Origin of the sequence: Bacillus massilinigeriensis (assembly GCF_900111815.1) — a bacterium.
Classification (GTDB): domain Bacteria; phylum Bacillota; class Bacilli; order Bacillales; family Cytobacillaceae; genus Mesobacillus_C; species Mesobacillus_C mediterraneensis.
The window spans coordinates 1,113,396-1,137,112 of the sequence record NZ_LT630004.1; the positions used below are offsets into that span (position 1 = coordinate 1,113,396).

23 protein-coding genes are annotated in these 23,717 nt (G+C 43.5%); 22 read left to right on the forward strand and 1 reads right to left on the reverse strand.

Features of this window, described 5'->3' with window-relative positions:
• Positions 1-42: 42 nt before the first annotated feature.
• The 10 genes from def to spoVM all read left to right on the forward strand — a co-directional run bounded on the left by def (position 43) and on the right by spoVM (position 9,069).
• Positions 43-528, forward strand: coding sequence for a peptide deformylase (def, locus tag BQ5796_RS05950; protein ID WP_071459398.1), 486 nt, complete (start codon positions 43-45; stop codon positions 526-528).
• Positions 525-1,478, forward strand: a complete 954-nt coding sequence (fmt, locus tag BQ5796_RS05955; RefSeq protein ID WP_071459399.1) for a methionyl-tRNA formyltransferase — start codon at positions 525-527, stop codon at positions 1,476-1,478. Before def ends, fmt begins: the two co-directional genes overlap by 4 nt.
• Positions 1,471-2,826: a 16S rRNA (cytosine(967)-C(5))-methyltransferase RsmB gene (gene rsmB, locus BQ5796_RS05960; protein WP_071459400.1), complete on the forward strand. Its 1,356-nt coding sequence runs from the start codon at positions 1,471-1,473 to the stop codon at positions 2,824-2,826. The genes fmt and rsmB overlap by 8 nt, the downstream gene beginning before the upstream one ends.
• Before the next feature lies 1 nt (position 2,827).
• Positions 2,828-3,913, forward strand: coding sequence for a dual-specificity RNA methyltransferase RlmN (gene rlmN / locus BQ5796_RS05965; RefSeq protein WP_071461170.1), 1,086 nt, complete (start codon positions 2,828-2,830; stop codon positions 3,911-3,913).
• Between the two features lie 4 nt (positions 3,914-3,917).
• Entirely contained in the window at positions 3,918-4,667 is a 750-nt protein-coding gene (locus tag BQ5796_RS05970) for a Stp1/IreP family PP2C-type Ser/Thr phosphatase (RefSeq protein WP_071461171.1), read from the forward strand.
• 5 nt (positions 4,668-4,672) lie between these two features.
• On the forward strand, positions 4,673-6,667 hold the full coding sequence (gene pknB / locus BQ5796_RS05975) for a Stk1 family PASTA domain-containing Ser/Thr kinase (RefSeq protein WP_071459401.1): 1,995 nt from the start codon (positions 4,673-4,675) through the stop codon (positions 6,665-6,667).
• Between the two features lie 17 nt (positions 6,668-6,684).
• Entirely contained in the window at positions 6,685-7,563 is an 879-nt protein-coding gene (rsgA, locus tag BQ5796_RS05980; protein WP_071459402.1) for a ribosome small subunit-dependent GTPase A, read from the forward strand.
• A gap of 2 nt (positions 7,564-7,565) precedes the next feature.
• Positions 7,566-8,210, forward strand: a complete 645-nt coding sequence (rpe, locus tag BQ5796_RS05985) for a ribulose-phosphate 3-epimerase (RefSeq protein ID WP_071461172.1) — start codon at positions 7,566-7,568, stop codon at positions 8,208-8,210.
• Positions 8,211-8,251: 41 nt separating this feature from the next.
• A complete protein-coding gene (locus tag BQ5796_RS05990; protein ID WP_071459403.1) occupies positions 8,252-8,899 on the forward strand; it encodes a thiamine diphosphokinase in 648 nt (215 codons plus the stop codon).
• Positions 8,900-8,988: 89 nt separating this feature from the next.
• The gene (gene spoVM, locus BQ5796_RS05995) at positions 8,989-9,069 is read left to right on the forward strand and encodes a stage V sporulation protein SpoVM (RefSeq protein ID WP_071459404.1); all 81 of its coding nucleotides are present in this window, start codon (positions 8,989-8,991) and stop codon (positions 9,067-9,069) included.
• 150 nt (positions 9,070-9,219) lie between these two features.
• Here the strand turns inward: spoVM and rpmB are convergent, their stop codons facing one another.
• Positions 9,220-9,408, reverse strand: coding sequence for a 50S ribosomal protein L28 (gene rpmB / locus BQ5796_RS06000; protein WP_071459405.1), 189 nt, complete (start codon positions 9,406-9,408; stop codon positions 9,220-9,222).
• Between the two features lie 279 nt (positions 9,409-9,687).
• Between rpmB and BQ5796_RS06005 the strand changes: the two genes are divergently transcribed.
• The 12 genes from BQ5796_RS06005 to BQ5796_RS06060 all read left to right on the forward strand — a co-directional run bounded on the left by BQ5796_RS06005 (position 9,688) and on the right by BQ5796_RS06060 (position 23,711).
• The gene (locus tag BQ5796_RS06005; RefSeq protein ID WP_071459406.1) at positions 9,688-10,050 is read left to right on the forward strand and encodes an Asp23/Gls24 family envelope stress response protein; all 363 of its coding nucleotides are present in this window, start codon (positions 9,688-9,690) and stop codon (positions 10,048-10,050) included.
• A 16-nt stretch (positions 10,051-10,066) separates the two neighbouring features.
• Entirely contained in the window at positions 10,067-11,728 is a 1,662-nt protein-coding gene (locus tag BQ5796_RS06010; RefSeq protein WP_071459407.1) for a DAK2 domain-containing protein, read from the forward strand.
• 254 nt (positions 11,729-11,982) lie between these two features.
• Positions 11,983-14,031 carry an ATP-dependent DNA helicase RecG gene (gene recG, locus BQ5796_RS06015; protein WP_071459408.1) on the forward strand — a complete coding sequence of 683 codons (2,049 nt, stop codon included), beginning with the start codon at positions 11,983-11,985 and terminating at the stop codon, positions 14,029-14,031.
• A 141-nt stretch (positions 14,032-14,172) separates the two neighbouring features.
• Positions 14,173-14,748 carry a transcription factor FapR gene (gene fapR, locus BQ5796_RS06020; protein ID WP_071459409.1) on the forward strand — a complete coding sequence of 192 codons (576 nt, stop codon included), beginning with the start codon at positions 14,173-14,175 and terminating at the stop codon, positions 14,746-14,748.
• Positions 14,749-14,755: 7 nt separating this feature from the next.
• A complete protein-coding gene (plsX, locus tag BQ5796_RS06025) occupies positions 14,756-15,733 on the forward strand; it encodes a phosphate acyltransferase PlsX (RefSeq protein WP_071459410.1) in 978 nt (325 codons plus the stop codon).
• A gap of 32 nt (positions 15,734-15,765) precedes the next feature.
• On the forward strand, positions 15,766-16,707 hold the full coding sequence (gene fabD, locus BQ5796_RS06030; RefSeq protein ID WP_071459411.1) for an ACP S-malonyltransferase: 942 nt from the start codon (positions 15,766-15,768) through the stop codon (positions 16,705-16,707).
• Between the two features lies 1 nt (position 16,708).
• Positions 16,709-17,452, forward strand: coding sequence for a 3-oxoacyl-[acyl-carrier-protein] reductase (gene fabG, locus BQ5796_RS06035; RefSeq protein WP_071459412.1), 744 nt, complete (start codon positions 16,709-16,711; stop codon positions 17,450-17,452).
• Between the two features lie 76 nt (positions 17,453-17,528).
• Positions 17,529-17,762 carry an acyl carrier protein gene (locus tag BQ5796_RS06040; protein WP_071459413.1) on the forward strand — a complete coding sequence of 78 codons (234 nt, stop codon included), beginning with the start codon at positions 17,529-17,531 and terminating at the stop codon, positions 17,760-17,762.
• A 163-nt stretch (positions 17,763-17,925) separates the two neighbouring features.
• Positions 17,926-18,705 carry a ribonuclease III gene (gene rnc / locus BQ5796_RS06045; protein WP_071459414.1) on the forward strand — a complete coding sequence of 260 codons (780 nt, stop codon included), beginning with the start codon at positions 17,926-17,928 and terminating at the stop codon, positions 18,703-18,705.
• A 16-nt stretch (positions 18,706-18,721) separates the two neighbouring features.
• Positions 18,722-22,288, forward strand: a complete 3,567-nt coding sequence (gene smc / locus BQ5796_RS06050; protein ID WP_071459415.1) for a chromosome segregation protein SMC — start codon at positions 18,722-18,724, stop codon at positions 22,286-22,288.
• A gap of 21 nt (positions 22,289-22,309) precedes the next feature.
• On the forward strand, positions 22,310-23,299 hold the full coding sequence (gene ftsY / locus BQ5796_RS06055; protein WP_071459416.1) for a signal recognition particle-docking protein FtsY: 990 nt from the start codon (positions 22,310-22,312) through the stop codon (positions 23,297-23,299).
• Positions 23,300-23,381: 82 nt separating this feature from the next.
• The gene (locus tag BQ5796_RS06060; protein WP_071459417.1) at positions 23,382-23,711 is read left to right on the forward strand and encodes a putative DNA-binding protein; all 330 of its coding nucleotides are present in this window, start codon (positions 23,382-23,384) and stop codon (positions 23,709-23,711) included.
• The last annotated feature ends 6 nt before the right edge of the window (positions 23,712-23,717 follow it).

The following is a 23,717-nucleotide window of genomic DNA, read 5'->3' on the forward strand; positions in this document are numbered from 1 at the left end:
GCAGAAAATCATGTTAGGTATAGAGAAAATGGAGGAAGAATCTTGTCAATACGCAAAATAGTGGAGTATCCAGCAGAAGTACTGGAACAGCAGTGTGAAAAAGTTTCCGTATTTGATAAAAAGCTTGCAAAGCTACTTGATGATATGTACGAAACAATGGTGGAGTTTGATGGAGTTGGTCTTGCAGCGCCGCAAATTGGAATCAGTAAGCAAATCGCCATCGTTGATATTGAAGATAAACATGGAACGATAGAGCTCATTAATCCTGAAATCATCAGTGCTGCTGGAGAGCAGACAGATCCAGAAGGCTGTCTCAGCTTCCCAGGTCTTTACGGGGAAGTCAGCCGCTCAAACAATATTACTGTCAAGGCATATAACCGAAAAGGGAAGCTTTACGAACTGAAAGCGGAAGGCTTTCTTGCTAGAGCAATTCAGCATGAGATTGACCATCTCCATGGTATTCTATTTACTTCCAAAGTCAGCAGGTACTTGGATGAAAAAGAGTTAGAGGAGTTGGGCACAGAATGACAAAAGTTATATTCATGGGTACGCCAGATTTTTCCGTTCCTGTGTTAAGAAGGCTGGTTGAAGACGGATACGAGGTGGTCGCAGTTGTTACACAGCCTGATCGTCCTGTCGGAAGAAAAAAAGAGATGACACCGCCACCAGTAAAAGTGGAGGCAGAAAAGCATGGAATCCCTGTTTACCAGCCGGAAAAAATCAGGGAGCAGTCAGAACTGGAAAAGATTCTTCGTATTGAGCATGATTTGATTGTGACAGCGGCTTTTGGACAAATTTTACCGAAAGCTCTTTTGAATGCACCTAGGCTTGGCTGTATTAATGTGCATGCATCGCTCTTGCCAAAACTGCGCGGAGGGGCACCGATTCATTATTCTATTATTAGAGGATATGAAAAAACAGGAATTACGATCATGTATATGGCAGAAAAGCTAGATGCAGGTGATATCCTTACGCAGACGGAAGTTATGATAGAGGAAGAGGATAATGTAGGCACACTTCATGACAAGCTGAGCAAAGCAGGAGCGGATTTGCTGTCAGAAACATTGCCAAAGCTGATTGAGGGCAGGATTAACCCTGCACCGCAAAATGATGAAGCTGCCACATATGCATGGAATATTAAAAGAGAAGACGAGCGGATTGATTGGTCCAAAACGGGGAGCGAAATATACAATCATATTCGCGGTTTGAATCCATGGCCTGTAGCCTTTACCACGCTATCAAGTTCTGTCTTGAAGGTTTGGAGAGCGGAAAAGGTTTCGGGACTTGCAAATGGAATACCTGGAACCATTTTAAAGGTGGAAGAGGATGGCTTCATTGTTGCGACAGGCGATGACACCGGGATTAAAATTTTGGAACTTCAGCCTTCCGGGAGGAAAAGAATGTCGGCAGGCCAATACCTCCGTGGAGCAGGCAGCGGCATCAAGCCAGGATTGAAGCTGGGAGAAAGAGATGAATAAACAAAGGAAAAACGTGAGGGAAGCAGCGCTTGATATGCTTGAATCTGTGGAGAAAAACCAGGCATACAGCAATCTTCTCCTCAACAGTATTATAAGTAAGAATCAAATAAGTACAAAGGATACAGGCCTCCTTACAGAGCTAGTATACGGTACTTTACAGCGGAAAATGACTTTGGATTACTATCTTTCTCCTTTTATTAAAAATGCGAAAAAGATGCAAAATTGGGTTTTGCAGCTATTGAGGCTCACTCTATATCAAATGCTTTATCTTGATCGTATACCTGCCCGGGCTGCGATTTTCGAAGCTGTTGAAATCGCCAAACGAAATGGGCATAAAGGGATTGGCGGTATGGTGAACGGTGTCCTGAGAAGCATTCAGCGGGAAGGAGTTCCGTCACTTGACTCCATTAAGGATAAGGCTGAAAGAATTTCTATCGAAACAAGTCATCCGCTATGGCTAGTGAAAAGATGGATTGACCAATTTGGGGCGGAAAAAACGAGAGAACTATGTTTGATTAACCTTTTACCACCAGTTCAAACAGCAAGGGTGAATCTTACAAAGACGACTCGTGAAGAATGTATGGACCTGCTGACGCATGAGAACTTTGCTGTTGAGGAAAGCCCCATGCTTCCGGAAGCAATCAGGTGCCTGAAGGGAAATTTGGCAAATTCAGGAGCTTTCAAAAGTGGGTTGCTCACTATCCAGGATGAAAGCTCTATGTTGGCTGCATATGCACTTGGAGCAGAAAAGGATGAGCAAATATTAGACGCGTGTGCAGCTCCAGGCGGGAAATCTACTCATATTGCCGAGAAGTTAGAGGGGAGCGGTAAGGTTATCTCTCTCGATTTGCACGGACACAAAGTAAAATTGATTGCCAAAAATGCTGAAAGGCTAGGATTACAAAATATAGAACCAAGAGAAATGGACAGCAGGAAGGTTCAAATGTATTTTGAAAAAGGAACTTTTGATCGTATTTTACTCGATGCACCATGTTCTGGTCTCGGTGTGCTTAGAAGAAAACCAGATATGAAGTATTCGAAGCGGGAAGAAGACCTTGACAGGCTTCAGGAAATCCAACTGAGTCTGCTCGATTCGGTTGCCCCTCTGCTGAAGCAGGGAGGGAAATTAGTTTATAGCACATGTACGATTGATCACAGGGAAAATGAAGATACTGTTTTATCATTTCTTTCAAAACATAGTGAATATGAGCCAGACCATTCGTTGGCGGAGAGAATGCCCGAAAGTACAAGGCCATTCATCAATGGATTTTACACTCACATATTGCCACAGTATTTTGGGTCAGACGGTTTTTATATTGCCAGCATGAACAGGAAGGCGGATGATTAAAATGGAAATGAAAAAAACAAATGGCGGCGAAACAGCCGAAAGAAAGCCTTCGATCTATTCTCTTCAGCTTGAAGAATTGAAAAATTGGCTTGAAGAAAATGGAGAAAAGAAGTTTCGTGCTGTCCAGGTTTTCGATTGGCTCTATAAAAAAAGAGCAGTATCCTTTGAGGAAATGTCGAACCTTTCAAAAAGCCTGCGGGTTTTATTAGAGGACAACTTTGTTCTGACAACACTAAAGACTGCTGTAAGGCAAACCTCTTCTGACGGAACTATCAAGTTTTTATTCGAGCTTCATGATGGGTATACGATTGAAACAGTTTTAATGAGACACGACTACGGTAATTCAGTCTGCGTCACAACCCAAGTAGGGTGCAGGATTGGTTGTACCTTTTGTGCTTCAACACTCGGCGGGTTGAAACGAAACTTAGAAGCAGGTGAAATTGTAGCACAGGTCGTGAAAGTGCAGCAGGCACTTGATGAAACAAACGAACGCGTAAGTTCCGTTGTTATCATGGGAATAGGGGAGCCTTTTGACAATTATGACGAGATGATGAGTTTTCTGAGAATCATTAACGATGATGAAGGTTTAAATATTGGAGCGAGACATATTACGGTTTCAACAAGCGGGATAGTCCCGAAGATTTACAAGTTTGCTGACGAGAACATGCAGATAAACTTTGCCATTTCCCTTCATGCGCCAAACACTGAAATTAGGAGCCGGTTAATGCCGATTAACCGAGCCTACAAACTACCTGAACTGATGGAAGCAGTGAAGTATTATACCTCTAAGACAGGAAGAAGGATTAGTTTTGAATATGGTCTTTTCGGAGGCGTAAACGATCAAATCGAACATGCGGAAGAGCTTGCTTCACTCGTAAAAGGCTTAAAATGTCATGTCAATCTCATTCCTGTTAACTATGTACCTGAACGTGATTATGTCCGCACACCGAAGGCGCAGATTTTTAAGTTCGAAAAAGCGCTTAAGGATCGAGGGGTAAACGTGACAATTCGTCGAGAGCAGGGACATGATATCGACGCGGCTTGCGGCCAATTAAGAGCGAAGGAAAGAAAAGAAGAGACGAGGTGAAGTGATGGAAGCCGTTTTCCTGACGGATAAGGGGAGAATTCGTATTCACAATGAAGACAATGGTGGGATATTCTTTAACCAAGCCGGTCAAAACCTAGCCATCGTTGCCGATGGTATGGGAGGGCATAGGGCTGGGGACGTTGCAAGCGAGATGACTGTCAAGAGTCTAAAGGATGCTTGGGAATCTGTTGAAGTCATTGAAACAGCAGAAGATGCAGAGAAATGGCTGAAAGAAACCACTCTTGCCATTAATAAAAATCTTTTTGAGCATTCTAAGAAAAATGCTGAATGCGAGGGAATGGGAACGACTGTCGTAGCCGCAATTGCTACAGAACTGTTTTCCTGTATTGTAAATATCGGCGACAGTCGGTGCTACCTGCTTAATGAATCTGGTTTTAAACAAGTAACCGAAGATCATTCGCTAGTAAACGAGCTAGTAAGATCCGGTCAAATTTCAAAGGAAGATGCAGAACATCATCCGCGAAAAAATGTCCTTCTCCGAGCACTTGGAACAGAAGAAACAGTTGAAATGGATATCAGGACAATCATGTTTGAAGAAGGAGACATCTTGCTGCTCTGTTCAGACGGATTGTCAAACAAGGTTTCTCTCACCGAAATGGAAGAAATCATGAGAAGCGAAGCTACCTTGAAGGATAAGGCATCGGAGTTTGTTACGCGCGCAAACCAGTATGGAGGCGAGGATAATATAACCTTAGCAATTGTACTGTATAAAGAGAGCAGCGAGGGCAGGTGACAGACATGATGATTGGTAAAAGGCTTAGCGGGAGGTATAGAATTCTCGATATGGTTGGCGGAGGCGGAATGGCTAACGTCTATCTTGCCCATGATATGATTCTTGACCGCGATGTGGCTGTCAAAATGCTGCGACTCGATTTTGCGAACGATGAAGAATTCATCCGGAGGTTTCGTCGCGAGGCACAATCCGCTACCAGCCTTGTACACCCTAATATTGTTAGTATTTATGATGTAGGGGAAGAAGATGGTTTATATTATATTGTCATGGAGTATGTGGACGGGCAGACGCTAAAACAATACATACAGCAGCATGCACCTGTCCCTGTTGCTAAGGCAATTGACATTATGAAGCAGCTAGCTTCTGCAATTGCGCATGCCCACCAAAATCATATCATCCATCGCGATATCAAGCCGCATAATATCCTTGTTGATAATGAAGGAAACGTTAAGATTACAGACTTCGGAATTGCGATGGCTTTGAGTGCCACAAGCATCACTCAGACCAATTCTGTTCTTGGCTCTGTTCACTATCTGTCTCCGGAGCAAGCCCGCGGAGGGATGGCGAACAAGAAATCCGATATTTACTCGATTGGCATCGTAATGTTCGAACTTCTCACAGGAAGGCTCCCATTTTCTGGGGAATCTGCTGTTTCGATTGCATTAAAACACTTGCAGTCAGAAACACCTTCTTTGAGGAGGTGGACGCCCTCCATCCCTCAAAGCGTGGAAAATATTGTTCTGAAGGCAACAGCCAAAGATCCATTCCACCGCTATAATGACGTGGATGAAATGGAAGAAGACTTGAGGACAGCACTTCAGCCCGAAAGGTTAAATGAAGCCAAATTCAATGTTCCTCTTGATGACGAGGCGACGAAAGCTATCCCCGTTATAACGGATGATAGGATTGCGGAAAGCTTTGATGAAACAAAAGTGCACGGAGCCGGGGAAAACCCAAAAGAAAGTGACGCAATGCCAGTCAAAAAGACAGGGAAAAATAAGCAGGCAAAAAAGAAATCAAATAAAAAAGAGAAAAAGAGAAAGTGGCCTGTTATCCTTGGCATTTCTACAATGATTGCTGCGCTTCTCGCGGCTTTTGCCATTTTTGTCCTTCCGGGATTGCTAGGCCCTCAAGATAAATCTGTACCAGATGTGAGCGGCAAAGAAGTAGAAGATGCAGTAGCAGATTTGATTTCCGCTGGTTTTAAGATTGATGAAAAGAAAAAGATCCCGAGCGAGGAAGTGGAAGAGGGCCGAATTATCAAGACGAATCCTGAAGCTGGTTCCGTTGCTAAAGAAGGAGCTGAAATCGACCTGTACATCAGTTCGGGTAAAAAGAAGTTTGAACTTGATGACTATACGGGTCGTTCAATAGCGGAAGTGGAACGCCTTCTTGAGAGAAAAGGATTCAAGGAAATTATTAAAAATGAAGAATTTGATGAAAGTGAAGCAGGAACAATCCTTAATCAATATCCTTCCGCAGGCGAAGAAATGGTACCTGACGAAACTGAAATCGAATTTATTATTAGTAAGGGGCCGGATTTAATCGTTCTGAAGGATCTTACGGGATTTAATAAAAAGGGAGTAGAAGATTACGGAGAGACTGCTGGATTCGCTATTGATATTACGGAGGAGTATAGCGAAAGCATAGCAGAAGGCCTTGTTATCAGGCAAAATCCGGCTCCCGGAACGAGCTTGAAAAGAAACAGCCGTATCGCTGTTGTCATTTCGAAAGGAAAAGAGGAACTGCCGCCAAAGACGGTATATGAAGAAATTGTGATTCCGTATGAGCCTGAAATAGAAGGTGATCCACAGGAAGTTCAAATTTTCATTGAAGATGCTGACAGAAGTATGACAGAGCCAGCTGAAACTTTTAAAATAACAGGACAAACAAAGAAACGTCTTCAATTTCGAATTGTACCAGGACAAAAGGCGGGTTACAAAGTAATTAGAGACAATACAGTGATATTGGAAGATGTCAAACCTTATCCTGAGGATTAACAGACAGGGGTGTTGCTATGCCGAAAGGTAAAATTATCAAAGCGTTAAGCGGTTTTTATTATGTACTCGGAGAAAATGGGGTTGTCCAATGCCGCGGTCGAGGTGTTTTCCGAAAAAACAAGATAACCCCTCTTGTTGGCGATGAAGTTGTCTACCAGGCAGAGAATGAAGTTGAAGGGTATATCATGGAAGTACAAGCAAGGAAAAATGAGCTTGTCCGGCCTCCGATAGCAAATGTAGATCAGGCTATTCTAGTTTTTTCAGCTGTTGAACCAAGCTTCAGTACTGTGCTTCTTGATCGTTTCCTCGTTTTAATTGAGTACAATAATATCGAGCCGCTCATTTGTATTACAAAAATGGATCTTGCAGAAGACACGAGTAAAAGGCTAGAACGTTATGTAAATGATTATCGCAATGCCGGCTATCATGTCATCATGACCTCATCTGAAACATTGCTAGGTATTGAAGAACTGACACCGTATCTTGAAGGGAAGATTTCCGTATTTGCAGGTCAGTCAGGTGTTGGTAAATCTTCGCTCTTAAATGCATTGTGCCCAGAACTTGATTTACGAACGGATGATATTTCTGCACATTTGGGGAGAGGAAAGCATACAACCAGACATGTGGAGCTCATTAGAGTAGAAAGCGGACTTGTTGCAGATACACCTGGATTCAGTTCCTTGGAATTTACTGAAATAGATGCTCCTGATTTGAACTATTGTTTTCCGGATATTGAAAAGTGGAGCGAGCATTGTAAATTCAGAGCATGCCAGCATATTGCAGAGCCGAAATGTGCTGTTAAGAAAGCAGTAGAAGATGGCGAATTGCCAGCTTACAGATACGAACATTACAAAGATTTTCTTGAAGAAATTAAAGATAGAAAGCCGAGGTATTGAATATGGTGAAAATCGCACCTTCTATTCTGTCTGCGGATTTTTCCAGGCTAGGAGAAGAAATACAAGATGTAGAGCGTGGAGGAGCGGACCTAATCCATGTGGATGTAATGGATGGGCATTTTGTGCCAAACATTACAATTGGACCCCTTATTGTGGAAGCAATCCGGCCTGTAACAAAGCTGCCGCTCGATGTCCATCTCATGATTGAGAATCCGGACAGCTACATCGAAGCCTTTGCAAAGGCGGGAGCCGACTATATTACTGTACATGTTGAGGCATGCAAACATCTTCACAGGACAATACAGCTCATTAAATCTAATGGAGTAAGAGCAGGAGTTGTATTAAATCCTGCAACTCCGGTTTCCTCTATTGTGCACGTACTCGAAGATCTTGATATGGTCCTGCTTATGTCTGTTAACCCAGGGTTTGGGGGTCAGAAATTCATCCCATCCGTTCTCGGAAAAATTAGAGAAGTAAAAGAGATGGCAGAAAGCATTGGGGCAGAAATTGAAATAGAAGTAGATGGCGGTGTAAATAAAGAAACTGCACCGCTCTGTATTGAAGCAGGTGCAACCATGCTAGTTGCAGGTTCGGCTGTATACAATGAAAGTGACAGGAAAAGGGCAATTGAAGCATTAAAAAGATAATGGCCAGCCTTAGGGCTGGCTTTTTAAGACGGGAGGTTAATATGGTTATTAATATTGTAGCAGGGGGGCCTGATGAGTTTCTACCCGAGTTAAAGTTATATAACGAAAAAGATACCACTTGGGTTGGTGTAGACAGAGGGGTAATCACGCTATTATCAAAAGGAATCCAACCTAAATATGCTTTCGGGGATTTTGATTCAATTGAATCGTCTCAATTGGAGGAAATCAGAAGTAAGGTGGGAGGGGTTCGAAGTTATATTCCGGAAAAAGACGCAACCGACATGGAGCTTGCCTTAGAGTGGGCTTTGACGGTACATCCCGAAAAGATAAGACTTTTCGGAGCCACCGGAGGCAGGATTGACCATATGCTTGCGAATATCCAACTGCTTGTGAGAGGGATTGAACAGAAAAGTCTTGTACCGATTGAAATCATTGATTCCCGTAACAGTGTTTTTGCAGCGAGTCCAGGTGAGCACGAAATCGCTTTTGATGAAAAATATAAATACGTTTCCCTTATTCCCATTACCATGGCGGTGAAAGGCATAACACTAATAGGTTTTAAGTATCCCCTTAAAGATCAAGATATCCGAGTTTCCTCTACTCTGTGTATTAGTAATGAACTCACAGGAAAAACAGGTACTTTTTCTTTTAAGGAAGGCATAGTATTGGTTGTAAGAAGCAGTGATTAAAAAATGCAGGCAAATATTGAACATTCCTGAATAGAATGATAGGGGAGCCGAAAAAACGAAGCTGGGTTTGTGAATGAGGAGGGACACTGATGAAATTTTATACAATCAAACTGCCCAAGTTCCTGGGAGGCATCGTTAGGGCGATGCTTGGAGCTTTAAAAAAAGGCTGAGTGAAGTGAATTGGTAGCGGCCCATAGATAAATGGTTAAATTGAAAAAGGTTGGGCACCCTCGTAATAGGGTGCCTTATTTATGAAGGAAGAAAAAAGACATCCCTGACCGGATGTCTTTTAGAAACGGCGGCGAATTTCGCCCCGCTGATTAAACGCGCTCTACCTTGCCGGATTTAAGAGCCCTTGCAGAAACCCAAACACGTTTAGGTTTGCCGTCTACAAGAATCCTTACTTTTTGAAGGTTTGCACCCCATGTACGCTTGTTGGCATTCATTGCGTGGGAGCGTTTGTTTCCGGAATGGCTTCCTTTGCCTGTCACTACACATTTGCGTGGCATTTGTTTCCCTCCTAACTTACGAAAACTATCCTATTTTACAATGCAAATTAGCATTACTTGTCAGAACAGCAGTTTAAACATGTCTCTGACATCCAAAGATACCTTAATAATTTATCATACAAACATAGGGATTGCAACATTATTCCTTTAAGGTTTCAAGAAAAATCCCTTGACACTTCTCTGCTTTTTAACCTGCTTTATTGGAATAGCTTTTAAAATTGGCCGCTTTATAGTAAAATAATGTAGCCTAATGTAATTTTCCAAAGGGGGAACGATTTTATGTCCATCGAGCTAAAAACCAAGTACGGACAAATTGATATATCGAATGATGTCATTGCTACAGTCGCCGGCGGTGCCGCGGTTGATTGCTACGGTATTGTTGGGATGGCCTCCAAGCAACAGTTGAAAGATGGAATTGCTGAAATTCTGCGCCGGGAAAACTTCACGCGCGGAGTAGTCGTCCGCCAGGAAAACGAAGAGGTACATATCGATATGTATATCATAGTCAGTTACGGAACGAAAATTTCTGAGGTCGCGCATAATGTCCAGTCGAAAGTCAAATACACACTTGATAAAACTGTTGGACTTGCAGTTGACTCGGTCAATATTTACGTTCAAGGAGTTCGTGTGACGAACCCGTAGTGAGGAGGAAGGTTTTGTGTCAATTAAGAATCTAGACGGACAGCGTTTTGCGGAAATGGTGATACAGGGTGCCAGCCACCTGTCTGCCAACGCCAAAATGGTCGATGCCCTTAACGTATTCCCTGTTCCTGATGGAGATACCGGAACGAACATGAACTTGTCAATGACCTCCGGTGCCAAGGAAGTTAAAAACAATGTTCAAGATCACATTGGAAAAGTGGGTGTAGCGCTTTCCAGAGGTCTGCTAATGGGGGCAAGAGGTAATTCGGGCGTCATTCTTTCCCAGCTTTTCCGCGGATTTTCGAAAGCGATTGAACAAAAACATTCAATCAATGCAAAAGAATTCGCAGAGGCGATGGAAGCAGGCGTCAAAACAGCATACAAAGCGGTTATGAAACCGGTCGAGGGTACCATTTTAACTGTGGCAAAAGACGCTGCTAAAAAAGCCGTACATGCTGCTGGCAAACAGGATGATATTGCATTATTGATGGAGGATGTTCTTAGAGAAGCTAAAGCATCATTAAAGAGGACCCCTGATTTGCTACCGGTTTTAAAGGAAGTAGGAGTAGTGGATTCCGGAGGACAAGGACTTGTTCTTGTCTATGAAGGCTTTCTTGCACAATTAAAAGGGGAAAAGCTGCCTCAAACTCCCTCTATGCTTGCTGCAATGGATGACCTTGTCAGTGCAGAGCACCATAAAAATGTGCAGGGGCATATTAATACGGAAGATATCGAGTTTGGATATTGTACAGAATTCATGGTTAGGCTTGAAGGCAAAAGACCTTTCACTGAAGATTCTTTCCGTAATGATTTAAGCGGGTATGGGGATTCCCTACTCGTGATCTCCGACGAGAAAATTGTTAAAGTTCATATTCACTCAGAGCAGCCAGGAGAAGTATTGTCCTATGGACAATCTTATGGAAGCTTAATCAATATGAAGATTGAAAACATGCGTCAGCAACACACAAATATTGTTGGGGAACAAAACAACGCTCCAGTCCAGCCTGTTAGTAAAGAAAAGCAGGAATACGGAATAGTTACCGTATCAATGGGCTCTGGAATCGCAGACCTTTTCCGGAGTATTGGTGCAAACGCAGTAATCGAGGGTGGCCAGACGATGAACCCTAGTACGGAAGATATCGTGAAAGCCATCAAGGAAGTGAATGCAAAGAAAGTGATTATCCTTCCGAATAACAAGAATATTATTATGGCTGCAGAGCAAGCAGCAGAAGTGGCAGAAGAAGAAGTGCTTGTCATCCCTTCTAAAACTGTTCCACAAGGTATGAGTGCGCTTCTAGCATTCAATCCAGGTGCAGATGTTGAGATTAACAAGGGATTCATGATGGAAGCAATGCAGCATGTCAAGACTGGCCAATTAACCTTTGCGGTCCGGGATACGACCATCGATGGCATTGACATAGATAAGGGAGACTTTATGGGCATTGCCGATGGAAAGATTGTATTGAAGAACAAACAATTGCTCTCTGCAGCTAAAGAACTGCTCCAAGCTATGGTTGATGAAAATTCTGAAATCCTTACCATCTTGAAAGGTGAAGACGCTTCGGAAGAAGATGTAGAGGAACTGGAAGGCTTTATTTCCTCTGAATTCAAAGATATCGAAGTGGAAATCCACAATGGTGGACAGCCGTTATATGCGTTCATTTTTGCGATAGAATAAGAAAGTTTATCACTTTGCGATATCTAAAGCATTTATGCTGGACAAACAAATTCATACTGTGTTACTAAGGAATAGAAGGGTTGTTGCCCTTCTATTTCGTTGTTTAAAGAACGCCGATGGTCTTGCATAAGCATGGCTCAGAAGGAGTGGAAAAATGAAGTACAAAAGTGTTTTTGATACGCAGGGAGGTTTAGCGGTTACTCCACCAGGAAAAGAGCTGGAAGCCAACATTTTTGGAATGCCGCTGAGTAAGAGTGAATGATAGACTGAAACAGCCTGTTAATATTTTAAAAGGCATTGGATCCGAAATAGGAGAGACGCTCCACAGTATGGGCATCGATACAATAGGTGATTTATTAGGGCACTTTCCTTATCGTTATGAAGACTATACGCTGAAAGACTTGGCAGAGGCAAAGCACGAGGAAAAAATAACTGTGGAAGGAAAGGTCCATGGTGAGCCTGCCCTTGTCTATTACGGCCGCAAAAAAAATCGGCTTACCGTTAGACTGCTCGTTGGCAGGTATTTGATTTTAGTTGTGTTTTTCAATCAGCCTTACTTGAAACAAAAAATTCATTTGAATGAAACGATTACCGTTACCGGAAAATGGGATCAGCACAGGCAAACGATTTCCGCAACAGAAATGAAACAAGGACCAGGGAGCGAAAGCAATCTTTTTGAACCGATCTATACAGTAAAAGGAAAACTTTCCGTTAAAGCAATCAGAAGGTATATCAAACAAGCTTTTGAACAATATGGCGAAGATATTGAGGAAATTCTTCCGGAAGAGCTCCTATTGCGGTATAGGCTGATGAAGCGAAAGGATGCTTACAGGATGATGCACTTTCCGCAAGCACCTTCCGATTTGAAGCAGGCCCGTCGAAGGCTAGTTTACGAAGAATTCCTTCTCTTTCAGCTAAAAATGCAATCATTGCGAAAACTGGAACGGGAAAATTCACCAGGGCTATCTCAAACATATGATGTAGCAAAAATCAAGCGTTTTACAGATAATCTTCCCTTCCCGCTAACAGGTGCACAAAAGAGAGTTGTCAATGAGATTCTTGAAGATATGAAATCCCCTTATAGAATGAATAGGCTTCTACAAGGAGATGTAGGTTCAGGTAAAACCGTTGTTGCAGCTATAGCGCTATTCGCAAGCATCACTTCGGGATTCCAAGGAGCCCTCATGGTGCCTACTGAAATCCTTGCAGAGCAGCATGCTGTTTCACTCGAAGCACTGCTGTCTCCATTAGGAGTTAAGACTGCAATGCTGACAAGCTCAGTCAAAGGGAAAAAACGCAAAGTAATTCTTGAAGAGCTTAGAAGTGGAGAAATTCATGTAATCATTGGAACGCATGCGTTAATTCAGGACGAGGTGGAATTTAAGCGGCTTGGCCTTGTGATTACAGATGAGCAGCATCGGTTTGGCGTGGAACAGCGGCGAGTGCTTAGGGAAAAGGGAGAGAGTCCAGATGTTTTATTTATGACAGCAACCCCTATTCCGCGAACATTAGCGATCACCGTTTTTGGGGAAATGGATGTTTCCGTTATTGATGAAATGCCAGCTGGAAGGAAGAGCATTGAAACGTATTGGGCGAAACAGGAAATGTTAGAAAGAGTGCTCACGTTCATGGAAAAGGAACTGAGAATGGGGCGTCAGGCTTACGTCATTACTCCGCTGATTGAAGAAAGCGATAAACTTGATGTCCAGAATGCCATTGATGTCTATCAAAATCTATTTTTATACTTCCAGAATCGCTTCAAGGTGGGACTGATGCACGGGCGTCTTCCGGCTGAAGAGAAGGATTCCGTCATGAAAGCTTTCAGTGCAAACGAAATCCAAGTTCTTGTCTCCACAACCGTTGTGGAAGTTGGTGTCAATGTACCGAATGCGACACTTATGCTCATCTATGATGCAGAAAGGTTCGGCTTAGCACAGCTCCACCAGTTGAGAGGACGGGTGGGCAGGGGCAGTGAGCAGTCTTATTGCATCTTGCTCGCCGACCCGAAGAGTGAAGTTGGCAAGGAACGTATGAACATCATGACCGAAACGAATGATGGTTTTGTGGTTAGTGAAAAAGATTTGGAATTAAGAGGCCCCGGCGAGTTTTTCGGAAGGAAACAAAGCGGACTCCCGGAATTCAAGGTTGCCGACATGGTACATGACTATCGTGCACTTGAAACAGCGAGGAGCGATGCATCTGTCCTTGTTCAATCGAAGGCTTTTTGGAAAAGCTCGAAATATCAATTTCTCCGTGAATTTTTGAAAGAGTCCGGAGCGCTTTCTACGGAAAAACTAGACTGAAAAAACAAAGTATTTTGATTAGCGGTGTCTGAAAAAAGGCATTGCTTTCCCTAATATACGTTTCTTCTTGCAATCCCCTTTTATTTTATATATATTACTATTAGTACCTAGTCATAATACTGCGAATGGTAGTGATAATTCGTGAGGAAAAACAAGCGAGAGCGGCAAAGGCTGCTTGCTGAAACAATTAAAGTTAACCCGTTCGTTACGGATGAAGAGCTGGCAGAAACATTTTCTGTCAGCATACAGACAATCAGGCTAGATAGGCTTGAACTTTCCATCCCGGAATTGCGGGAACGGATAAAGAATGTTGCAGAGAAGCGATTCGAAGATGAGGTACGCTCCCTGCCAATCGAGGAAGTAATCGGGGAAATCATTGATATTGAATTAGATCATAATGCTATTTCCATTTTGGATATAAAAGCAGAGCATGTTTTCCGCCGGAATCAAATTGCAAGGGGCCACCATCTTTTTGCCCAGGCTAACTCCTTGGCAGTAGCTGTCATCAATGATGAGCTTGCACTCACGGCAAAAGCAGGAATACAATTTACGAGATCGGTTATCGAGGGTGAAAGGGTTGTTGCTAAAGCAAAGGTGACCAGCATTGACAAGGAAACCGGCAGGACATTTGTCGAGGTAAACAGCTACGTTAATAATGAGCTCGTATTCAAGGGCGATTTTCAAATGTATCGATCAAAAAATGAAAAGAATGGATGACCACCATATGAAAATAGCGATTGACAGCATGGGCGGCGACAATGCGCCAAAGGAAATAGTCCTTGGGGCAATGAGGGCTGTCAGGGAATTTAAGGATATTAAGATGATTCTTGTCGGTGATGAAGAAGAAATAGCGAAACATCTTACAAGCAATGAAAGAATTGAAATAGTACATACGAAAGAAGCAATTCTTGGTACAGACGAACCTGTCAGGGCGGTAAGGAAAAAAAAGGATGCTTCCATGGTGCTTGCGGCTAGATTAGTGGCAGAAGGGAATGCGGACGCTTGTCTTTCGGCTGGTAACACAGGTGCTCTCATGGCATCCGGCCTCTTTGTTGTCGGTCGAATCAAAGGAATTGAAAGGCCGGCGCTCGCCCCGACACTCCCGACAATCGGCGGAGAAGGATTCGTACTTCTTGATGTCGGCGCTAATGCAGATGCCAAACCAGAACACCTTCTACAGTACGCTTTGATGGGTTCTATCTATAGTCAAAAAGCTCGCGGTGTCACGCATCCAAGAGTTGGGCTCCTCAATATTGGAACAGAGGAAAAGAAAGGGAATGACCTAACCAAACAAGCTTATGCATTGTTGAAGGAAGCAGATATCAACTTTATTGGAAACATAGAGGCACGAGACCTTTTGCAAGGAGTAGCAGACGTCGCAGTTACGGATGGTTTTACCGGAAACATGATTCTGAAAACGATTGAAGGCACTGCAATGTCTGTTTTTGGGATGCTGAAAACTGCATTGACTGGCAGTATGAAGAGTAAACTCGCGGCTGCCGTGCTGAAGCCGGACTTGCGCGTTTTGAAAAATAAAATGGACTATACAGAGTATGGTGGAGCTGGTTTGTTCGGATTGAAAGCTCCGGTAATTAAGGCGCATGGATCATCTGATGCTAACGCAATTTTTAATGCAATTCGGCAGGCAAGAGAAATGGTATTACACGATGTTTCCGGCACAATCAGGGATGCTATTGAATAGATTGGAATTTTTATTAAAGTGGGGGTATGAATATGGGGAAAATTGCATTTCTGTTTCCAGGTCAAGGTTCGCAGACTGTTGGAATGGGAAAAACACTGGCACAAAGTGATCAGCGTGTGATGGGGTATTATCAAAAAGCAGATGAAGTGCTGGGATTTTCTCTTTGTGACCTTGTGTTCCATGGACCTCAAGAGAATCTAACTAGAACCATCAATGCTCAGCCTGCACTGCTTGCGACAGGCATAGCGCTTCAGCATTATTTTAGGCGTTCCGGTATTAGGCCTGATTTTGTTGCAGGGCATAGCCTTGGAGAGTATTCTGCACTTGTTGCTGCTAAAGCCTTTTCTTTTGAAGAAGGAATCCTGGCCGTCAGGAAAAGAGGCGAGCTGATGGAAGAAGCGGTACCGCACGGGGAAGGTGCAATGTCTGCCGTTCTTGGCCTGGAGAGAACCAGATTGCAGGAAGTGGTGGAGAAAGTGGATGCAGCTGGGGATCCAGTGCAGCTTGCCAACATGAATTGTCCTGGACAGATTGTTATATCCGGATCTACAACAGGGGTTAAGGAAGCAGGGGAAAAAGCAAAAGAAGCTGGAGCAAAACGAGTCATACCGCTAGATGTCAGCGGCCCGTTCCACTCATCACTCATGAAGCCTGCTGCAGAGCGTTTCGGGGAAGTGCTAGATAGCATGGATATACGTGATGCAGCTATTCCGGTCATTGCCAACGTGAATGCTTCACCAATGACCAATGCAGCTGATATAAGGGAGCTCCTTGTTCAGCAGCTCTACTCTCCGGTCTTATGGGAAGATTCTGTTGTCAAAATGATAGAATCTGGTGTAGATACTTTTATAGAATTCGGCCCAGGAAAGGTGCTATGCGGGCTTGTTAAAAAAGTGGACAGGTCAGCGAAAACATATCCTGTCTTTGATGAAGAAAGCTGCGCGTCTGCCGTGCGAGCAATTAGAGGTGAATAGGATGAAATTACATGGAAAAGCAGTGCTTGTAACAGGTGCGTCAAGGGGAATAGGTAGGGAAATTGCGCTTGAACTTGCAAGGGAAGGTGCTGATATCGCTGTTAACTATTCTGGCAGTGAACAGCGCGCAATCGAAACAGCGGAAGAAATTAAGCGGATGGGAAGGCAAGCAATTGTCGTAAAAGCGGATGTTTCCGATGCTTCCGATGTAGAAAAAATGGTGAAGGATACCATCCAGGCTTTCGGAAAATTAGATATCCTTGTAAACAACGCAGGTATTACGAGAGACAATCTTTTGATGAGGATGAAAGAGAGCGATTGGGATGATGTCATGAACATCAACCTCAAGGGCGTTTTTCTCTGCACAAAAGCGGTAACAAGGCAAATGATGAAGCAGCGCAGCGGCAGGATCATCAATATTTCATCTATTGTTGGTGTGATGGGCAATGCGGGACAGGCAAACTATGTTGCCGCTAAAGCAGGCGTTATTGGTCTAACTAAGACAGCTGCAAAAGAGCTGGCTTCGAGAGGGATTACCGTGAACGCCATTGCCCCCGGTTTTATTACAACAGACATGACGGATAAACTCCCGGATGAGGTTAAAGAAGGAATGCTGAAAACTATTCCGTTGGCAAGATTGGGAGAACCATCAGACATTGCCAAGACTGTTCTCTTCCTTGCATCCGAAGACAGCCGATACATAACTGGGCAGACTCTGCATGTTGATGGCGGAATGGTCATGTAAATTTCCGTTGCAAATTTTTTAACATTTATTATTGCTTTGCAATCTACTATAATGACTTGAGGGGAGGTGAACAAACATGGCAGACGTATTAGAACGTGTTACGAAAATTATCGTAGACCGCTTAGGTGTGGAAGAGTCCCAAGTGAATTTAGAGGCTTCTTTCAAAGACGACCTCGGCGCCGATTCCCTTGATGTAGTAGAATTGGTGATGGAACTGGAAGATGAATTCAGCATGGAAATCTCTGATGATGATGCGGAAAAAATCGGTACAGTCGGTGATGCTGTAAATTACATAAACGGCAAAATGTAATTCGGCTAATTTTTGAAGCTCCGTTCCTTAACGGGGCTTTCTTCTATTTAAATGAAAGGAAGGAATATTTTGTTTTAAAAAATGTTAAGGTTTTTTTGCGTTTAGGTGGTTATTTTTTGTAAACTTACAGTAGTGTGTAAATTTTGAGCAAGGTGGAGTCATAATGCGCTATTCCGGAAGGGAAAAAGAACGAAAATCAATTCGAGCAATAGAACTGAAATTTAAAGAATTTCAAGATGCACTCGGTTTGAAATTTAATAATGAAAAACTTTTGAAGCAGGCTTTCACGCATTCATCCTATGTGAATGAGCATCGGCGCAAACCATATGAGGATAACGAGAGGCTAGAATTTCTCGGTGATGCTGTGTTGGAATTGACAGTTTCCCGATTCTTATTCATGAAATATCCAATGATGAGCGAAGGAGAACTGACGAAACTCAGGGCAGCGGTAGTTTGTGAACCTTCTCTTGTCTCTTTTGCAAATGAACTGTCATTCGGCAAGTTTATCCTTCTTGGAAAAGGGGAGGAAATGACAGGAGGGCGCTCACGTCCCGCATTGCTTGCCGACGTGTTTGAAGCATTTATTGGAGCGCTTTATCTTGATCAGGGAATTGACATAGTAACAGCTTTTCTAAAGAAAGTGGTTTTCCCTAAAATTGATGCGGGTGCTTTTTCTCATGTGATGGATTTCAAAAGTCAGCTGCAAGAGCTAGTACAACGAGACGGGACCGGTGTGCTCGTATACAAGATCATGGAAGAGACGGGACCGGCGCACAATAGAGTGTTTGAATCGAGAGTTACATTGGACGGAAGAGAGCTGGGAACAGGCAAGGGCCGTTCGAAAAAAGAAGCAGAACAGCATGCTGCCCAAAAGGGGCTTGAGAAATTAAAAGCGCATATGGAAACCGTTGCGTCGCCCAATAAACAACAGGAAGCTGAATGACAAAGGGGGGATCGCAGTGTATTTAAAGCGGCTGGATGTTATAGGGTTTAAATCTTTTGCTGAAAGGGTCGCTGTTGAGTTTGTTCCAGGTGTTACTGCCGTAGTCGGTCCAAACGGCAGTGGGAAGAGCAATATCACAGATGCAGTTCGCTGGGTTTTGGGAGAACAATCGGCCAAATCACTCCGAGGTGCAAAGATGGAGGACATCATTTTTGCAGGCAGTGATTCAAGGAAAGCGCTGAATTTTGCCGAGGTTACCTTAACGCTTGATAATGAGGACCAGGCGCTTCCGCTTGAATATAATGAAGTCAGCGTAACAAGGAGAGTCTATCGTTCTGGAGACAGTGAGTATTTAATCAACGGGAGAACTTGCCGATTAAAGGATATTATCGACCTTTTCATGGACTCTGGTCTTGGGAGAGAAGCCTTCTCTATCATCAGCCAAGGGAAGGTAGAGGAGATCCTTAATAGTAAACCGGAAGACAGACGGACTATTTTCGAAGAAGCTGCAGGGGTCCTTAAATATAAGACAAGGAAGAAAAAAGCGGAATCAAAGCTTTTGGAAACACAGGAGAACTTGAACAGGGTCTCTGATATCCTCCATGAGCTTGAATCCCAAGTAGAACCTTTAAAAATGCAGGCATCCATTGCCCGTGATTATCTGGCGCAAAAAGAGGAACTTGAGAGAATTGAAGTTGCGCTCACTGCTTATGAAATTGAAGAGCTTCACGAAAGATGGAAGGCATTGTCGGATGAACTGGAAGACAACAGGAAAAAAGAGTTGGCAATGTCATCGGAATTGCAGAAAAAAGAGGCCGAAATAGAGCAGTACCGGGACCAGTTAACAGCTCTTGATGAGTCGGTCAGCAACCTTCAAAATGTCTTGCTTGCGACAAGTGAAGAGCTGGAAAAGCTTGAAGGTAGAAAGGAAGTCTTAAAAGAACGGAAGAAAAATGCATCTCAAAATAGAGAGCAGCTAGAAAAAAACATATTAGAAATAACAGGTAAAACAAAAATACTCCAAGCTGATGCAAAAAGCCAGGAAAACACCCTTCAGTTGTTGGAGAGAGAAACACGTAAACTGGAAGAAAGCTTGCGTAAGAAATTGGAGGAGCATAAATTATACAGCGAAGATATCGAATCCAAAATCGATTCGCTGAAGAGTGAGTATATCGATCTCTTAAATCGCCAGGCAAGTGCAAGAAATGAACTTGCATTGATTGACCGGCAATTGGGGCAGGATGATGCTAAAAGTGCAAGGCTGAAAGAAGAAAACGCTAAGTTCCTTGAAAGCAGGGAGGATATTGGCAATAAAAAGGAAGCGTTAACTGCAAAGCTCCATAAAACTTCAAAAGAGTTAGCAGTTCAGGCAAGTCGTTATCGTGACGGTCAGGAAAAACTTCAAAAGCTCAAGCTGCGTTGTGAAGAACAGGAAAACACCTTATACAAAGCATATCAGTTCCTCCAACAAACAAAGTCGAGGAAAGAGGCCCTTGAAGATATGCAGGAAGATTATTCAGGGTTTTTCCAGGGAGTGAAGGAAGTCCTGAAAGCGCGAGGGAAGAAACTTGATGGGATAGAAGGGGCTATTGCTGAGCTAGTGAAGGTTCCTAAAGAAATGGAAACCGCTTTGGAAACTGCGCTGGCAGGTGCGATGCAGCATATTGTGGTGGAGAAAGAAGAAAATGCCCGTGCCGCAATTGCATACTTGAAAAAGGAATCCTTTGGCAGGGCGACTTTCCTTCCACTCTCTGTTATTCGCGGTAAAGCAATCGCTTCATCGATGCTCATGACGATTGCCTCTCATCCTTCCTACATTGGCTGTGCAGCCGACCTTATTGAATATGACCATCGTTATGAGAATATTATGAAGAACCTGCTTGGCAATGTGGTGATTGCTAAAGATTTGAAAGGTGCGAATGAGATCGCTCGTCTTCTTCAATACCGCAGCAGGGTGGTCACGCTTGATGGCGACGTTGTAAATCCAGGTGGATCTATGTCTGGCGGTGCAGTGAAGCAAAAGTCATCATCGCTTTTAAGTCGAAAAAGCGAGCTTGAAGAGCTGAAGGCAAAGCTTTCTGATATGGAATCAAAAACGGCAGTGCTCGAAAACTCTGTCAAAAAGACAAAGGCAGCACTGTCGGAAATGGAAGAGTCGCTTGACGCTATGAGAAAAGCGGGAGAAATGCTCAGGATGGAAGAACAGGAAGCGAAGAGCGGCCTGCGCGAAGTGGAAATAGAAGAGCGAAATATCAATGACAGGCTCGCTGTCTATGATTCGGAAAAGAAGCAAGTCGACCAGGATAGAAAAAGCCAGCATGCTAGAAAAGAATCGCTTAAGAGTGAATTAGAAAAAGTCAGTGAGGAAATCAGCAGGCTTGATAAGGAAATTAATAGGCTGACTGAAAGAAAGAATACAAATTCCGCTTCAAAGGAAACAACTGCTGCCGAAATAAGCGAACTAAAGATCGGTCTTACGGCTAAAAGAGAGCAGCTCCACGCACTCAGCGAAAAACATGATTATACGCTCGCTGAACTGGATAATCACCAATCTAAGCTTGATTCTATGACGGAGGATCTCAACTTTTTGCGTCTTGAGATGCAAGACAGCTTTTCAGGTGAAAACACGCTTGAAGAAGCCGCGAAAAATAAGCTGCGTGATAAGAACAATACAATTGAACTAATCGCAGAAAGAAGAAAAGAACGTGTTGCTCTGCAATCGAAGCTGGAAGAAAGTGAAATTGAGGGGAAAGAACTTAAGCGGCAGTATAGAGGCATGACGGAGATTTTGAAGGACGAAGAAGTAAAAATCAACAGGCTGGAAGTGGAACTTGATAACCGTATTGCCCATCTCCGGGAGGAATATTTACTATCATATGAAGCAGCAAGAGAACAATATCCGCTGCAAATTCCTCCGGATGATGCCAGAAGAAAGGTCAGGCTAATCAAGCTGGCAATCGAGGAGCTTGGACCTGTAAACCTTGGGGCGATTGACGAGTACGAGAGAATCTCTGGACGTTATGAATTTCTTCTTGGACAAAGAGAAGATTTACAGGAAGCGAAGGATACGCTGTTTACTGTAATAGGGGAAATGGATGAAGAAATGAGGAGTCGGTTTAGCCATACTTTCAAAGAAATTCGCTCTCACTTCGATCCTGTATTCAGGTCGCTGTTCGGTGGAGGAAGAGCGGATTTAAAGCTGACCAACCCAGACGATTTGCTGAATACCGGAGTGGAGCTTGTTGCACAGCCACCAGGGAAAAAACTGCAAAACCTTGGTCTGTTATCCGGCGGAGAACGCGCGTTGACTGCAATCGCTTTGCTTTTTTCCATTCTTAAAGTCCGCCCTGTACCTTTTTGTATACTTGATGAAGTGGAAGCTGCGCTAGATGAGGCTAACGTTTCAAGGTTCAGTCAATACTTAAAAGGGTACAGCGGTGAAACGCAGTTCATCGTTATTACACATAGAAAAGGAACAATGGAAGGTGCGGATGTTCTGTATGGTGTGACAATGCAGGAAAGCGGAGTATCTAAGGTTGTTTCTGTAAGACTCGAAGAAACGAAGGAACTGGTAAAAAACTAACAAATAGGGGTAGTGATCGTTTTGAGTTTTTTTAAGAAATTGAAAGAGAAGATTACACATCAGACAGAAAGTGTAACAGATAAATTTAAGGATGGACTGACAAAAACCCGGAATAGTTTCTCTGGCCGCATGAATGACCTTGTCGCACGTTACCGCAAAGTGGATGAGGATTTTTTCGAAGAACTGGAAGAGATACTGATCCAGGCAGACGTTGGATTTGACACGGTAATGGAATTGATCGAGGAACTGAAAATGGAAGTCAAACGCAGGAATATTAAGGATTCCTCGGAGGTTAAGTCTGTCATTTCAGAGAAGCTTGTGGAAATCTATAATGGGAACGAAAAGGAAGATTCCAGCCTGCGGTACGGGAAAGATGGCCTTACAGTTATCTTGTTTGTTGGAGTGAATGGTGTAGGAAAAACAACAACAATCGGCAAGCTTGCACATCGTTTTAAATCAGATGGAAAGTCTGTTATGATGGCCGCCGGAGACACTTTCCGCGCAGGTGCAATCGACCAGTTGGAAGTGTGGGGCGAGCGTGTGGGCGTTCCGGTTATTAAGCAAGCAGAAGGTTCAGATCCAGCGGCAGTTATGTATGATGCAATCAGAGCAGCTAAATCTAGGGGGGCGGATATTTTGCTCTGCGATACGGCTGGAAGACTGCAGAATAAAGTGAATTTGATGAAGGAGCTTGAAAAAGTCAAACGTGTTATTGAGCGGGAAGTACCTGGCGCACCACATGAGGTTTTGCTCGTTCTTGATGCCACAACAGGTCAGAATGCTCTTATTCAGGCGAAAACTTTCAAAGAAGCGACAGACGTGAGCGGCATCGTATTGACAAAGCTGGACGGAACCGCAAAGGGCGGTATCGTGCTCGCGATTCGAAAAGAACTGAACATTCCTGTGAAATATGTAGGGCTTGGTGAAAAAATGGATGATCTCCAGCAATTTGATGCGGATCGGTATGTATATGGTTTGTTCGCTGATGCAATCGAGGAAGAAGCGGAATAGCCCCTTGTTGCCTTGACATAGGAAGATTTCGTGTGTACACTATTTTTATGTAAAGGAATTTCACTTAACACGGGGGTGCAATATGCTTGAAAAAACGACCCGTATCAATTATCTATACGATTTTTATCAGGCATTGCTGACTCCTAAACAGCGAAGCTATATGTCCCTATATTATCTTGATGATTACTCTCTCGGTGAAATTGCGGATGAGTATGATGTCAGCAGGCAGGCAGTCTACGACAATATCAAGCGGACAGAGGCAATGCTGGAGGAATACGAGGAAAAACTTCGTCTTTTCAGGAGATTTGAAGACAGAAACATAATCCTTCAAAGCATGAAGGAAAACCTTGAAGCTGGCGGCAGCCGGGCAGAGCTTCTCGGGATGCTGGAAGCGCTGGAGAAACTAGATTAGGAGGCG

What these genes read in the sequence shown, in the direction of transcription:
- fmt (WP_071459399.1), top strand. Translation starts at nt 525, where the DNA reads ATGACAAAAGTTATATTCATGGGTACGCCAGATTTTTCCGTTCCTGTG.
- rsmB (WP_071459400.1), top strand. Translation starts at nt 1,471, where the DNA reads ATGAATAAACAAAGGAAAAACGTGAGGGAAGCAGCGCTTGATATGCTT.
- rlmN (WP_071461170.1), top strand. Translation starts at nt 2,828, where the DNA reads ATGGAAATGAAAAAAACAAATGGCGGCGAAACAGCCGAAAGAAAGCCT.
- BQ5796_RS05970 (WP_071461171.1), top strand. Translation starts at nt 3,918, where the DNA reads ATGGAAGCCGTTTTCCTGACGGATAAGGGGAGAATTCGTATTCACAAT.
- pknB (WP_071459401.1), top strand. Translation starts at nt 4,673, where the DNA reads ATGATGATTGGTAAAAGGCTTAGCGGGAGGTATAGAATTCTCGATATG.
- rsgA (WP_071459402.1), top strand. Translation starts at nt 6,685, where the DNA reads ATGCCGAAAGGTAAAATTATCAAAGCGTTAAGCGGTTTTTATTATGTA.
- rpe (WP_071461172.1), top strand. Translation starts at nt 7,566, where the DNA reads ATGGTGAAAATCGCACCTTCTATTCTGTCTGCGGATTTTTCCAGGCTA.
- BQ5796_RS05990 (WP_071459403.1), top strand. Translation starts at nt 8,252, where the DNA reads ATGGTTATTAATATTGTAGCAGGGGGGCCTGATGAGTTTCTACCCGAG.
- spoVM (WP_071459404.1), top strand. Translation starts at nt 8,989, where the DNA reads ATGAAATTTTATACAATCAAACTGCCCAAGTTCCTGGGAGGCATCGTT.
- rpmB (WP_071459405.1), bottom strand. Translation starts at nt 9,408, where the DNA reads ATGCCACGCAAATGTGTAGTGACAGGCAAAGGAAGCCATTCCGGAAAC.
- BQ5796_RS06005 (WP_071459406.1), top strand. Translation starts at nt 9,688, where the DNA reads ATGTCCATCGAGCTAAAAACCAAGTACGGACAAATTGATATATCGAAT.
- plsX (WP_071459410.1), top strand. Translation starts at nt 14,756, where the DNA reads ATGAAAATAGCGATTGACAGCATGGGCGGCGACAATGCGCCAAAGGAA.
- fabD (WP_071459411.1), top strand. Translation starts at nt 15,766, where the DNA reads ATGGGGAAAATTGCATTTCTGTTTCCAGGTCAAGGTTCGCAGACTGTT.
- fabG (WP_071459412.1), top strand. Translation starts at nt 16,709, where the DNA reads ATGAAATTACATGGAAAAGCAGTGCTTGTAACAGGTGCGTCAAGGGGA.
- BQ5796_RS06040 (WP_071459413.1), top strand. Translation starts at nt 17,529, where the DNA reads ATGGCAGACGTATTAGAACGTGTTACGAAAATTATCGTAGACCGCTTA.
- rnc (WP_071459414.1), top strand. Translation starts at nt 17,926, where the DNA reads ATGCGCTATTCCGGAAGGGAAAAAGAACGAAAATCAATTCGAGCAATA.
- BQ5796_RS06060 (WP_071459417.1), top strand. Translation starts at nt 23,382, where the DNA reads ATGCTTGAAAAAACGACCCGTATCAATTATCTATACGATTTTTATCAG.